Here is a 13,710-nt window from a genome sequence, read left to right as displayed (position 1 = left end):
CGCTACAGCGGCCTCGCGCTGAGCCTCAGACAACGAGCTACTCGCATACATGAACTGCTCCTCGGAAGTTAGATTTCTAGTCCAACTTTCGGGGAGCAGTTCACACAGTCGGTCCCCTCACTTCGTACTGCCCGCTGGAGCTTTCGCCGTCAAGCAGCCTTCGTCTCGGCGGTAACTTGTTCTGCGATTTCGTCCGCTGTCCCCGCCAGCGGTGAAGCTGTCTTCGGATCCCCGGAGTCCGTGGATGAGGGGTCGACGACTGCACCGTCAAGAGCCCGCTTCATCTCGGCGGCGCTGAGCCCAAGACGGGCCGCGACCGCCGCGCGGCTCTCACCGGTGTCGAGCATCTGCTGCACCTTCACCCCGGCTTCCTTCGCGGCCGCTTCCGCGTCCTGCTCGGCTTTCGCCAGGATCGCGTCCGCCCGCTCCTGCGCCTCGGCGCGGATCTGCTCGGCCTGCTGCTCCTGCTCGAAGAACTCCGCCGCCAGGTCAATCAACCGCTCATGCCGCTCGGTCAGCTCCTGAGCCTTCGCCCTCGCCTTTTCCCGTGCCGCTACCTGCTGCGCTGACTTCCTCGGTGCTGCCATGATGACTCGTCCCCTTCACTCATCCTGCGTTCAAAACCTGTGCCTGATCCTGCCCCGGCCGCGACTTGCAATCCGGCGCGTATTCCATCCCAAACCTAACGGTTAGCGCCCGACCACCACGGACCGACCCCAACCGAGAACCAGCCAATCACGGACACCGTTCGACCTCGAGGCCGGCACCCACAACTACTCATGCGGACCTCGCTGACGCTCGGACTGGATCTAACGGACGTTGACCACACGTGGACAGCTCCGAGATAACCCTTGCGTCTCTCCGCTTCCCACCTGGTGGATAACGTCCGTTTGCGGTTCCACACAACCGAACGAACTGTGGATAACGGTGAATCGTGTTACCCACAGCCCATTCTCATGTGCACAACCGCATCACGTTCGTGATGGACCAATTGTAGTGGCTTCCACGCGGTTCCATCGCGTTTCCTCCTCCGTCGTCACCTCACAATTCCACCCCGTTCCAACCACCACAATCTGTCACACCTCATGCACTCATGTAAGTGAGGTCGACCGCGCGCCCATTTTGCGCGACAATGGGCCTGTGATGACCGTCCATAAGCTCAGTGCTGGGGACGGCTACGCCTACTACACTTCCGAGGTCGCCAGCGCTGACGAGCTCCGCGCGGGCGACCGTGAGCTGGGGGACTACTACACCGTCGAAGGCATGCCCCCGGGCCAGTGGGTCGGACACTCCGAACAGTTGCTGGGAGTCTCCGGTGAGGTAACCGAGGCGCAGATGAAAGCTCTCTTTGGTGAGGGAATCAAGCCCAACGCAGCGCAGATCCTTGCAAACGGGGGAACCAAGAAGGACGTGGCCTTGGGGAAGCCGTACCTCCAGTTCGGCGCCGCCGACACTGAGATGACCCGCCGCATCGAGGAAGAGTCAGCAAGATTTCGTAGGCTCGGTGGCCCCGCGTGGAGTGGACCGGAGAACGCAGATAAGGCGCTGCCGAAGGATGTTCTGCACGAGATTCGCTCCCGGGTTGGTGGCGAGCTGTTCCGTGAGTCCCACGGGAGAAACGCCCGCAGTGATGAGGAACTTGCCCAGTACGTGACCGCGCAGACGACACCAAAGCAGCAGACCGTTGCGGGCTATGACCTGGTGTTTTCGCCCGCGAAATCAGTGTCGGTATTGTGGGCGTTGGGCGGCGACGAGGCCCGAAGAGTCATCGAGACCGCACACAACGAAGCGATTGCCGAGACGATCACCTTCCTTGAGAAGAACGCCACCTACACCCGGCGGGGAGCACAAGGTGTCCGGCAGATCGACGTCGACGGCGGGCTGGTCGCAACCCAGTTCCGGCACTACGACTCCCGCGCCGGAGACCCCCAGCTGCACGACCACGTTGTTATCGCGAACAAGGTCATGGGCACCGACGGGAAGTGGTCCTCCCTCGACGGACGCACCCTCTACAAGATGAACGTCGCCGCGTCAGAAACCTACAACGCGAAGGTCATCGAGAAGGTCTGTGCGTCCCTCGGCGTCAGCACAGTGGCCCGCGCAGCCGGTGGTGGAGAGCCCATCTACGAGGTTGCCGGTATCGACCTCGACACCATCCACCGGGCATCCTCACGACGGTCAGACATCGCCGGAACCATCGGCAGACTCGAAGCTGAGTTCGCTGACAAGCACGGGTACGCGCCGAACGAGAAGCAGAAGATTGCCCTCGCGCAGCAGGCCACCCTGGAGACACGGCCGGAGAAGAAGAGTGCCCGTCGGCTGTCGGAGCTGGTCGAGGAATGGCAGCAGGATTACAGTTCGAGCACGAACATGCCGGTTGGACCTGACCTGCTCGAGCACGTCCGCAACGCGAGCACAGGAACGCCGGTGGGTGCACTGGTCAACGACCTCGACGCCCACGAACACGCACGCCTGGTCGTCCACGAGCTGGCTGCGAAGCGTGCCGTGTGGGGACGGAACCACGTCATCGCGCAGACTCGCAGGCACCTCAAAGAAGCGTTCCCGGGACAGACCATCACCGACGAGACCGTGGAGAACGTCACCCGGGAAGCCACCGGGACGCACAGCCTCCAGGTCACCCCGGACACGATCACGCCGAAGCTGGCCGAGTTCCTGCGTGCCGACGGCACGAGTCAGTTCCAGCAGGCCGACGTCGCGCTGTTCACCTCGCAGGAGGTGTTGAACGCCGAGCACCGGGTCCTGGCCGCGGGACAGAAGATCGTCATTCCGGCCGTGTCCGCTGAGCGCTTCGACACTCTGTTGTCACAGCACGTCGAGGCCGCCGCTGCCAGTGGGGGGCCGGTGTTGTCGCAGGGTCAGATCGACCTCGCACGCGCCTTTGCGACCGACGAGAAGCTGCTGACCCTCGGCATCGGACCCGCCGGCGCGGGTAAGACCAAGAGCCTGTCCTTGGCCGCTGACGCGGTCCGTGACAGCGGCGGGAAGGTCATCGGACTGGCACCGACCGCAGCGGCCGCAGCGGTGATGTCCAAGGACATCGGGGCGGACGCGACGACGATCGACGCGTTCCTCATTTCACACCGGAACCAGCAGGGCCAGCAGAGCACCACAGCCAAGGATGGCCACGACAACGGCGGGTCTGCGTTCGCTCTCGGTGCCGGGGACGTGATCATCGTCGATGAGGCAGGGATGGTCACCACCCCGAAACTTGCCGAGGTCGTCGCGGTCGCCAGGCGCAACGGTGCCGTGGTGCGTGCGATCGGAGATGACCGGCAGCTCGGAGCCATCGGCTCCGGCGGCGCGCTGCGCCTGCTCAACAACGAGGTCGGAGCAGTCCGCCTCGAGGAGGTCCACCGCTTCCACACCGAAGGCGAAGCAGACGCTTCCCTGGCCCTCCGTGAACCGGCAACCGTCGGAGCTGACACCCCCTTCCAGTGGTACGTGGACAACCAGCGTGTCACCGCCGGCACCCTTGAGGCCATGACCCAGAATGCTTTCACCGCGTGGATGACCGACACCGCAGCAGGTAAGACGTCGCTGATGATCGCCACCGACAACGCCACCGTCACGGACCTGAACGCCCGCGCCCAGGCCGCCCGCATCGCCACCGGTGACCTCACCGACGGGGTAGGCCCGATCACGGAGTCGACGCCGTCCGTGGTCCTCCGGGACGGGCTCCGCGCCTACCCCGGCGACACCGTCGTCACCCGCAGGAACGACCGAACGTTGCAGCTCAACCAGGGCAAGGACTTCGTCAAGAACAACGATGTCTGGACCGTGGAACAGGTCACCGCCAACCCCACCACCGACCACGCAGCAGCACAGACGGAGACTCAGGACCGGCAGCGTATAACCCTCCGGCACTCCGGCCACCGGGGACGTATCACCGTGAACGCCGATTACCTGAGCGAGCACGGACAGCTCGGCTACGCCGCGACCGTGCACCGCGCCCAGGGCGCCACCGTGGACACCGCACACGCGATCCTCGACGAGCGGACCGACCGGGCCGGCGCCTACGTTGCCGCCACCCGCGGACGCGAGACGAACAAGCTCTACGTCGCTCTTGGCGACGACCGTGATGTCAGGGACCAGACCGTCACCCGTGACAGTGTCCTCGCGTCGATCACCGCGAACCACGACCGGACCCTGTCCGCCCACGAAACAGTCCGCGCCGAAGCCGTCCGCACCGGTGACGTTGCCACCTTCGCCGGCGTCTACAACGACGTCGAAGCAGCAGCATGGACCGCGAAAACCCGGGGCATCGCGCAGGACGTCATGGGGCAGGAAGCCGCCGCTGCGTTCACCTCGCACGAGTCATGGGGCGCAGTGGCCACGCATCTGCGGCGGGCTGAGAACGAGGGCTTGGATGCGTCCACGGTCCTCGCTCAGGCGTACCGGGAACGCGGGTTCGCAGGCGCCGACGACGCGTCCGCCGTCCTCGCCTTCCGGGTGGAGAATCGGATCGAGACCGCGCAGCAGATCCGGGCGAACACCGGACAGCGGCCGCTCGGTGCCCTCACCGACGATCATCTCGACCGCCTCGCGCAGCAGGCCGAGAAGCACGCCGAGGGCGCTGACACCGGTCAGCTCCGCCGGACGCCCGGTGAGGCTCCCATGGACACCGAATGGGCTGCCCGGCCGTTCGCGCTCCTGCACACCAGCAGACTCACCGAGACACGCGACAACGTTGTGGAACGGTTGCAGTCCGTTGACCCGACCGCCTCAATCAGTGCCGCGACGAGGAAAGAGCAGTGGATGGTGAAGACCATGACCCTTGAGCTCGAGCGCAGGCAGGATCTCTCTCCGACGCAGACCGCGATCGAACGCGCCGCCCGTGGTGAGGATCCCCGCAGCGCCCACCAGGTCACGATCGCCGAGGCAATCCGCCAGGAACGCCAGCTACGCGAGGCCGGTATCCCCAGCACCAGCACGCCGGCGTCCACCGAACTCGTCAGCACCAGCAGTCGGACAGTCACCAGTGCCGGCGGTGCAGGGTTCGGGCGGACCACCATCAGCGAGGACCTCGCACCGTCCGTGCTTCTGCAGGACGCCCGGGTACCGGTCGAGTACCGGGATGAACTTGACCGGCTCCGGGCCCATTTGGGCCAGCGGGTCATGGTCCGTGGGGCGCAGCTTGCGGAAGAACAACCGGCCTGGGCGGCCGCGCTCGGGCCGGTGCCGGCGAAGGAGTCCAAGGCCGCCGAATGGCACAGCATTGCGGCCGAGACCGAGGCGTATCGGAACCGGTACAACATCGGCACTCATGAGACGGCGATGATCCCGAAGCAGTACCAGGACGACCCTGTCGCGCAGCGGTTGGTCGAGCGTGCCACGGCCCTGCACAAGCACAGTGCCCTCACACACGTCCCGCCGCGCAGCGCCGCCCAGGTGCAGCAGACAGCCGACGAAGCAGCGATCACCGACCGCATGACCGCGAATCAGGCCGCAGCGCGCAGGGCTATCGAACGCCTCCAGGCCGAACGTGCCGCTGCCAGCGACCCGCTGCCGGCACCGCAGCAGCGCGAAGCGCGCATCGTCGACGCCATACAGTCCACTGACTCTGTGCCGGCCGCTGTGCAGCCCGCGGGGACGCCTGAGGTGCAGCCGCAACGCTCCGCGACGGAAGAGGCCGCGATCGAACGTGCGATCGCACGGCATCGGGCAGTTGCGGAGAAGTCCGCAGGGACGTCGTCCTCCGACACGTCCGGGTCCGACAGTGAAGCAATCGGGCAGTCAACGAGTTCCCAGAAGAAGGAGAGCACCGTGAGTCAGGAAAAGGGTGGCACCGCACAGGATGCAGCGCGGAAGAAAGAAAGGAGTCAGCGGCAAGCCGAGCTGATTCAGAGCAGAAAGGCTACTGCCGCCGAGCGTCAGGCCCGGGAGACGGCATCAGGCAAGAACGATTCAGCTGCCGCGAAGCGTCGAGCTGAGCAGGCAAAAAACAGCGGCCGGTCACTGTGACTAGCCGCTGTTCAGGGCAACCTAGTTAGTCCCAGGACCAGTCGGTAGGAGGCGCTTCACACGCGAGCACCCTCCGGCTGGTCTTCGGCTGGTGCGTGGTGCCGCACTCTCCGAAGGGACCACGCTTGGCGAAAAGTACCGCTGCGTGACTGTCGAAATGATCGACCCACCAGCCTGACATCCCGCCCCCGGCCTGAGCTTCCAACCACTTTTCGTGCAGCGCACGAAACCGGCTGACTGCCTCGGGGTGATTCCACCACTGGGAACACCAGTGCTGGCCGCTGGAGCGGTCCACGGACTCCACTTCTGAGATGAACTCCTCGACCCATGCGACCAGGTCGGCCGGGGTGATGACCTCCGGATCCTGTTCGGTGCTTTCGTCCGACGCCAGATCATCGCTCATGAGGTTTTTCCTGTCTTGATGCGCTCGACCGTAGGGCCAATGCGGGTATTGAGGGTCTTGTCGCGGAACCAGGGGACGGTGCGGACAATGGTGCCGCCTCCGTTGGAGGTCTTCACCCACGCTCGGTTCACGGGTAGCTCGGAGAGCTGGGAGACGGACATAATGTCCCGCCGCTGGGTCTGCACTGACCGGGAGGACCCGTTCTTCGACGTCGAGGAGCTGCGGACCTTCGCGTCGTACTGACCGATGACCTTGGACAGCGAGCCGAGGAACGCGTCGTCGTCGGACCCGCCGCCGTAGACCTTGACCGCGGCCGCGGACCAGAGGGTGTCCCAGCCGGTGCGCTCGAGCATGGCCACGCCCTGGCCTTTCGTCTGGAAGTACGCACTGACGACGATGCCCATGGACCCGAAGAACGAATACCACTCCGGCAGCTGCTTGAGCTTGACCACGTTCCCGACCTCATCCAGGTCAGCAACCAACGGCACAGTCAGGCGCCCACCGGCGCGGCGGGCGGCCTGCTGCGCGGCGGTGAACACCGCGTACACGAGGGTGGACACGAACGCAGCCCCGGAACCGGCGGCGTCCTGTGAGAGCAGGATCAACGTGTCCTTACCGGTGACGAACCGGGCCGGGTCGAACATCGGAACCCCCGGCGTCGGCGTCGACCATGCCACGAGCTCGTCGTGGACGAGGGCCGAGGCCATGCGCTGCGCACTGGCCGCCACGGATCCGCGAGTGTCCTCCGGCTGGTCACCCATGCCCTTCAACGCGGCCGCCGGGCCCGGATGACCGGCGCGCTCGAGCAGACCCGCCGGTTCCAGGAAGTCAGCACCGGACACCCAATGCAGGACGTCCCTCATCGTCCCGTCACTTTTCGCGGCCGCGAGCAGGCACCAGGACAGGAAGTCGCGGCCCTGCGAATCGAACTGTGCATCCCCCCGGCCCGACCCAGCACCGGGAGCGGACGAGGTCTCGAAGATCGAGGCGACTTCGCCGGCGCTGATCGTGTCGGTGACGACCGAGAGTGGGTTGAAGATCATCGCGGGCCGGTGGCTGTCCCGCCAGATCCGCTGCGGGTCGAACAACCACACCGTCCCGGTCTCGGACCGGGCGGCGATCACTTCGGCGACGCCGTCAACCTTGTTGCTGGTCATCAGATACGGGCCGGGCGCTTCGGTGGCATGACGGACAACCTGCGTCGTCGTCTTACCTCTACCCGTCCCCCAGACGTGCGCGGAGCACTCACGCCACCCTTGGATGACTGCCTTCGTGCCAGTGTCCCCGGTGTACCCGATGGTCAGACCCGGACCGATCCCCTCAGCGTCAGGGTGCAGGCGTGCAGCCTCGGTCAACCGGTCTTCCTCCATGGCCGGACGCATCTTCCCGCCAGGACTCATCCGACGCGCGGCGCTACTGGTCCTCGAGGGAGTGCGAGTCCCCCACCAACCCAGCGCCACGATGACCAACAGTGCTTCGACGCCGAGCAACCACGAGGCCGCCGGCGGCCACGGTGTGCCCCTCATCAGGCCAATGCCCAGGGCGATCGGATTCCACGGCAGGGATACCGGCACAGGGGTCAGAACCGCCCCGAGGTGGATCAGGCCAACCGCGAGAGCGATCGCGCCCATGACCCCAAGGACTGTGACAGCCGAACCGTTCTCCTGATCGTTCAACGGTTCACCTTCTCCTGCGCAGCAGCCCATGCCTTGTTCGTGTCGTGGGCGCGGCGCTCCCCGGCAGTGAGGTTCACCCGGAACGGCACACCGGGCTCGTCTCCGGTTTTCAGCATGAACCGGCCCCGCCCGGGCGGAGGCGAGACCTGACCGGTATTCGGGTTCATCGACCCTTCTGCTGACCAGCCGACCAGCAGGGCTTTCTCCCGCTCGGAGACCGGGAATACCGTCTCGATAAGGCTCATCTCGTTCTGAGCGAGCCCGCCGAGGATCTTCACGGAGGAGCGTTCCACGAAGCCGGTGGCGATCTTCGTCAGCTCGTCCGTGGAGAGCAGCAGGTCCTTCATGGAGTGCGTGATCATCAGCTGTCCCAGTCCCTTGGTCCTGTTCAGGCGGGTCAGGGCGTCGATCTGGTGGACCAGCAGCTCGCTGGCTCGCAGCGACTGCCACAACTCGTCCATGATCATCAGGTGATGGCGTTCCTCCATCAGCCCGGCGTCGGCCATGGTCTTCGCAGCCGAGACACCGGCCTGCCCGTAGGACCAGCACACGGTCTGCACTGCGGCGCGGAGCATCAGCTGGGACTCGTCGATCATCGAGATGTCGAAGTCCACCGACTTGTCCATGAGCATTTCTTCGGTCGTCGGCTGGCAGAACACATCTCCGAACGGGCCGTGCTCCCCGAGCGCGTTCAGGCCCGCGAGGAGGTTCTTCACCTGAGGCATATACTCCGTGGAGTCCTCGATGAGCAGCGCCGCCTTGATCTGCGGTGGGCCTGCTTTGATGACGCCGACGACGTCGCCGACCAGCGGCTGCCGTCCCTCGGCTTCGGCCTTTTCTGCTGCCATAGCGATCGCCATGGACAGGACGGTTTGCTCCTGCTTCTTCGCATCCAGGGGCTCCTTGAACACGAGTTCGATGAGCCCGGTGAGCGTCATCAGCCGGCGGCTGTGAATCTCGGCGCGCATCTGCCGCTGCACGGGAGCTTCCAGACCTCCGAGCCTGTTCCAGAGCGGCCCGGCGTCCAACGGGTTGATCGCCCCGACACCGGGGGCCACACGGATGATCTGGCCGTTGGTTTCCTTCACGACGCCGGCGAAGTCGGGTTTGAGGTCCCCGGCCACCAGGATCAGGAACCCCTGATCAATCAGGGCCAACGCCATGCGGACAGCCACTGAGGACTTTCCCCGACCGTTCAGGCCGAGGATGAACCCGGACGGGGAGGAGATGATCCCGCGCAGGAACAGACTGATCGGATCCCCGCACACCACGGACCCGTTCAGGAGGTTCCGGCCGAGGATCGCCCCCACCAGAGGCGAGGACGTGCCGACGCAGAACGGCCACAGACCTGCGGTCTGGTTCGAGGTGGCCGTGAATTCCGGGGGCGGTTCCACCCACGTCACCATCCCGCCGTCGGACACCTTGATGCCCTTGTCGGTGAGCTGCGGGAAGGACGCGGCGGCCGCCGTCGTCGCCGCCACCGATTTGCCGAAGAACCTGTCGCTGACCTTGTCGACCAGCTCATCGAAGACAGACATCTAGAGGGCCTTTCTCACGCTGGCGGAAATGGTGGCGACGTTTTCTGGGATAAGCCCCAGGCCGAGGTTGAACGCGAACGCCGCATCGTCGTTGTAGTCACACCCACGCACCCTCATCTGGATCCCGCTCGAGGCGTTGCGCATGATGGACGCCTCCACCTGAGGCAGCTGCTCCGGGGTGTGGACGGTCGCGGTAATCCCGATCGCGAACCGCACCAGGGCTGCACCTTCGGCCTGCTCCCGCTCAGCTTTGCGCGCCTTCTCGAGCGCGATGATCTGCGAGCTGGTCGGGCGTCGGCCCTTCTGGTTCGTGGCGAACTGCGCGTTGGTCAACGCTTCCTGGACCTGCACCGCTGACTTCTCCGGCGGCTGCGGCCGGTAGAACACGGTGACCCGCTTCTGCACCATGCTCGAATCCGGGCTCAACAGCGCCACCAGCGCGTTTTCCCGGAACGTTCCGGCCGGCGGGCGGAACATCTGCCACGACTTCGACACGAGGCCGGCGTGCTCGTACCGGCCCGGGAACCCGACCGTCCGTGCTGAGGCCGGACCGACCTCATGCCACGTCAATCCTGTGCCGGTGCCGGTCAGACGGGCCCGTTCCACCGCTGCCGCGCCCAGTGGGTTGTACGCCACATAAGTCTGATCCGTCAGGTCCGTGGCCTTCATCAGCGCCACACTGCCCGCACCGGCGGACTCCAGTTCCTCGATGAACCCCTGGAGTAGGGACTTCACGTCGGACACCAGCTCGTCGACGGTGCGCTCCGGCGCCCGGCCCTGGTCACTGGCCTTGCCGCTGAACGTCAGCGACACCCACTGCTCGAGCTTGGGGACATTGTGGTTGAGGTTGTGCACGACGTCGTCCATGACCTGCCGGGCGAAGGATGGAACCTCGTGGTTCCCCGCCTGCTGGCGGGCCACGGCCACCGCGTCCGGGAGACGTTCGCCGGGGTCGGTGGTCGACTGGGTGGTCACCGCGATCTGTTCGACCCGGGCGTTCGATCCGGCGTCACGCTGGAAGGCCGCCCATGACCCGACCAGGCGGTTCACCCGGTCCTGATCGAGCAACCCGAGACCGGAGGAGTTGGTGGAGAGAAACACGGTCCCGGTTTTCAGCCGTGGGTGCCACAGCATCACGCCCTCGTGACCGAAGAGGTCCTGGAAGTTGATCAACTCCGTCGCGGCAAGCAGGCCCGGTGCACGGAATGAACCGTCCGGGATCTGCGACACCGGCCCGGCCTTGTAGGTGGTGGCTCCTGCTTTCTTGCCCTTGGTGTGCAAGCTGCGGGCAATCCACCGCTCCGGCTTGGAACGGCCGTACCGATCTTTGGATCCGAGTACTGCGGCCACGGCCAACGCGAAAACGGCGAGCCCGATCGCCACCCAAATCTGCGACATCATGATCGCGACGAACACTCCCACCGCCCCGATACCCAGGACAGCGGTCGAGGCCATGGTGAACCCCATCAAGCCCGCCGTCTTGTCCTCGGCGATGTTGCCGTACTGCCGGACAACCTGCTGATCAGTGCTCATACGTCATTCCCGCTTTCCACTCCGTGTTCGGCTTCTCGCGCTGCGTCCCGCAACGCGAACTCGACGCGCTGCCGGGCAAACCCCGACCTATCCGCCGTCTTCTCCGCCCCACCAGGGGCTCCATCCCGGTACCCCTGCGCCGCCGGGGATTCACTGCCCGCACCCTGTGGTCCGCCACCGGCGTCACCATCCGGCACGGCAGACCCCGTCGAAGGACTATTTGACCCAGCTGACGGTTCAGCACCCGCTGGACCTCCCCCTGACCCGTTGGGCCCTCCATCACCTGAGCCGGACCCCGGGCCGCCCTCCGTCTGAGCAGGTGCGCCTGAGCTAGCTGTCTGCCGCTCCGCACCTGTCGGTCCGCCTGCGCCACCGCCAGACTCGGCACCAGCACCTCCACCAGCTCCTCCACTGTTGTTGCTGTCCGCTCCGGTCTCCGTGGCCCCCGGTGCGCCGGATCGCTGAGCTTGCTGCTCCGCACCCGTCGGTCCACCAGCAGAACCACCAGCACTTCCGGATCCACCGGTGCCGCCACCAGAACCAGCACCACCATCAGCTCCGGCAGCACCGCTCGAGGCAGCACCGCTCGAGGCAGCACCGCTCGAGGCAGCACCGCCGCTGACTCCGTCGCCACCACCGGGAACAGCACCACCAGGTCCACCACCAGAACCAGTACCTCCGGTCAGGGCAGGTGTGCCGCTCATCCCGTCAGCACTAGCGGCTCCCGCCGTTCCGGCAGTGCCTGCGGTCCCAGCCGCCTCGGTTGCCGCTGCGGTGCCTGCGGTCCCAGCTCCTCCTGCGGTCCCGGCCGCGGCCATGCCCGCCGCCCCGACGCCAGCAGTGACCGCACCGAGTGCCAGTGCTCCACCGAGCATCGCGAGCCCTGACGCGCCCATACCCTGCGGTCCGGCGCTGATCGCCGGAACGAGGACTTTCGCCAGGGCAGGCATCGCAACGGAGGCGCTGAGGATTACGACGAGGCCAGTGATCAGGCTGATCATCGTGTTCCCCAGCTCGTTGTCGGCCGTGCCTTCGATACCTTTGAGCAATGCGAGTCCCGCCCCGTAGAGGATCGCCGCAGCAGGCTTGAACAGCACCACGGCAGCGAGCCATGCCACGGCCTTGTCGAAGGACTTCCGGCCGCGCTCGGTTTGCGAGGCAGCGGCGAAGATCGGTAGGACACCGCACAGGGCGATCGCCATGCCGTAGGAGAAAATGACGATCAGCGCGTTCAGGATTGCCCCCAACAGGGCCAAAGGAACGATGAACAAGATGATGCCGGCGAGTTGCATCGTCATCGTCCCGCTCGCGATAGCGTCCAGCCCCATGGCTTGCCCGAGTCCGTCTTCCTGCGCGGACCCGGAGATGGTTGTGACCAACCACGGTGCGAGCTCATCAGTCGCAGCGAACAGCAGCGCCACCATGGGGACCGCGATCGCCGTCGTCAGAATGGTGCGGACCATTCCCATCACCAGGTTCTCGGCCGAGTTGCGGTCCTGATCACGGGCAATCTTGATCAGCGCGAACGCAGTACCGAGGACACCAGCGACACCGACGAAAAGCACCGTCGACGTCTGAATCCGCTCAGTCGCGGAGCCCTCCCCCATCGAGGGCGCCCCGATCTTCAACCACCACGTTCCGACGAAGTTCAGAATCTCCGTCAGAATCTGGATGACCCACCCTGCGAGAAAAGTAATGAGCTTCTCAATCGCGTCCCCAGCAACTCCTTCAAAGAGATCTCCAACCCAGTTCCCCATCAGCTTTTCGGTCCCCACTCGACGTACGGCTGCCCCTGGTATCGAGCACCTGTGATGAAGTCATTGCCCGAGGCCGGGTCGAGCTTCCAGTCACCGTCTTCCCAGACCAGGTCAACTTGAGCCATTACCGTCTGGTCTAGCCCGCTGTCATCCACTGCCGTGTATACGAGAAGGTAGGAAGCTGCATCGGCGTCGTAGCTGTTCTGGATGTAGCCGATCAAATTCAGCCGGGTAATGGCTGTAGAGTCTTCGCTTTGCTCGATTCCGTCCCGAATGCGCTGCGCCCTCTCCCCCAGCAGGACTCGGTTCGGTCCTTCCGCCACCGCCGCCTCGAGGTCGGGTGCTGCCTCTTCGCTGACCGAGGGGTCGAGTGCGACGGCATAGGTGGCCGCTGCCATCAGTGCGCCGGCTTCGGTGTGTGAGTATCCGACCCGGAGGGTTGAAGGCTGTTTCTGGCAGCCTCCGAACTCCGAGAACGGAACGACGTTGTAGCCGGCGGCTACCCACTCCTCAACTACAGGAGCGGAATCCGCGACGGAGGTGTCGTCATCGCTGAGGTCCGCCTGGCAGTCCCACGCGGTATCAGCCTCCACCACGGCGGGTTCTGTTGTGGTGGAAGATGTGGGCTCCGCCGCACCGGGAGCCTGACTGGTCGGGCTCGTCGGTGCGGCAGAGTCATCAGCGTTGTTATCGAAGAAGAAGGTCCGTATGCCCCAGGCCGCGAGGCCCACCACTACGAGGATCAGAAGCATGACAGCAGCACCGAACCATGCGGGTCGGCCGGTGGGTCGGTCGGTAGTGTCCTGTGTGCTCATCGTCTG

Annotated in this window: 8 protein-coding genes; 1 reads left to right on the top strand and 7 read right to left on the bottom strand. The window is 65.4% G+C overall.

Annotation, left to right across the window (positions count from 1 at the left end; all coding sequences use genetic code 11):
• Positions 1–149 precede the first annotated feature (149 nt).
• Entirely contained in the window at positions 150–587 is a 438-nt protein-coding gene (locus D6T63_RS16050; protein WP_120150063.1) for an SPFH domain-containing protein, read from the bottom strand.
• A gap of 556 nt (positions 588–1,143) precedes the next feature.
• On the opposite strand from D6T63_RS16050, the gene mobF reads away from it, so the two are divergent.
• Positions 1,144–5,982 (top strand): MobF family relaxase, encoded by a 4,839-nt coding sequence (gene mobF / locus D6T63_RS16045; RefSeq protein WP_120150062.1) that lies wholly within the window; start codon positions 1,144–1,146, stop codon positions 5,980–5,982.
• A 25-nt stretch (positions 5,983–6,007) separates the two neighbouring features.
• Here the strand turns inward: mobF and D6T63_RS16040 are convergent, their stop codons facing one another.
• The 6 genes from D6T63_RS16040 to D6T63_RS16005 are packed head-to-tail and all read right to left on the bottom strand — an operon-like array spanning position 6,008 to position 13,704.
• Positions 6,008–6,385, bottom strand: coding sequence for a DUF4913 domain-containing protein (locus D6T63_RS16040; RefSeq protein WP_120150061.1), 378 nt, complete (start codon positions 6,383–6,385; stop codon positions 6,008–6,010).
• A complete protein-coding gene (locus D6T63_RS16035) occupies positions 6,382–8,061 on the bottom strand; it encodes a type IV secretory system conjugative DNA transfer family protein (RefSeq protein ID WP_182977056.1) in 1,680 nt (559 codons plus the stop codon). The genes D6T63_RS16040 and D6T63_RS16035 overlap by 4 nt, the downstream gene beginning before the upstream one ends.
• Entirely contained in the window at positions 8,058–9,599 is a 1,542-nt protein-coding gene (locus tag D6T63_RS16030) for an ATP/GTP-binding protein (RefSeq protein WP_120150059.1), read from the bottom strand. Before D6T63_RS16030 ends, D6T63_RS16035 begins: the two co-directional genes overlap by 4 nt.
• Entirely contained in the window at positions 9,600–11,132 is a 1,533-nt protein-coding gene (locus D6T63_RS16025) for an SCO6880 family protein (RefSeq protein ID WP_120150058.1), read from the bottom strand.
• Positions 11,129–12,889, bottom strand: a complete 1,761-nt coding sequence (locus tag D6T63_RS19355; RefSeq protein WP_182977055.1) for a hypothetical protein — start codon at positions 12,887–12,889, stop codon at positions 11,129–11,131. Before D6T63_RS19355 ends, D6T63_RS16025 begins: the two co-directional genes overlap by 4 nt.
• Positions 12,889–13,704: a hypothetical protein gene (locus D6T63_RS16005; protein WP_120150054.1), complete on the bottom strand. Its 816-nt coding sequence runs from the start codon at positions 13,702–13,704 to the stop codon at positions 12,889–12,891. Before D6T63_RS16005 ends, D6T63_RS19355 begins: the two co-directional genes overlap by 1 nt.
• Between the last annotated feature and the right edge of the window lie 6 nt (positions 13,705–13,710).

Origin of the sequence: Arthrobacter cheniae (assembly GCF_003602275.1) — a bacterium.
Lineage (GTDB): Bacteria > Actinomycetota > Actinomycetes > Actinomycetales > Micrococcaceae > Arthrobacter_D > Arthrobacter_D cheniae.
Note: the sequence above shows the minus strand (reverse complement) of the source record. Positions and strands in the feature narration are given on the sequence as shown.

Excerpts from the sequence above, each read along its gene's own strand:
- D6T63_RS16050 (WP_120150063.1), bottom strand. The coding sequence starts at position 587 with ATGGCAGCACCGAGGAAGTCAGCGCAGCAGGTAGCGGCACGGGAAAAG.
- mobF (WP_120150062.1), top strand. The coding sequence starts at position 1,144 with ATGACCGTCCATAAGCTCAGTGCTGGGGACGGCTACGCCTACTACACT.
- D6T63_RS16040 (WP_120150061.1), bottom strand. The coding sequence starts at position 6,385 with ATGAGCGATGATCTGGCGTCGGACGAAAGCACCGAACAGGATCCGGAG.
- D6T63_RS16030 (WP_120150059.1), bottom strand. The coding sequence starts at position 9,599 with ATGTCTGTCTTCGATGAGCTGGTCGACAAGGTCAGCGACAGGTTCTTC.
- D6T63_RS16025 (WP_120150058.1), bottom strand. The coding sequence starts at position 11,132 with ATGAGCACTGATCAGCAGGTTGTCCGGCAGTACGGCAACATCGCCGAG.
- D6T63_RS19355 (WP_182977055.1), bottom strand. The coding sequence starts at position 12,889 with ATGGGGAACTGGGTTGGAGATCTCTTTGAAGGAGTTGCTGGGGACGCG.
- D6T63_RS16005 (WP_120150054.1), bottom strand. The coding sequence starts at position 13,704 with ATGAGCACACAGGACACTACCGACCGACCCACCGGCCGACCCGCATGG.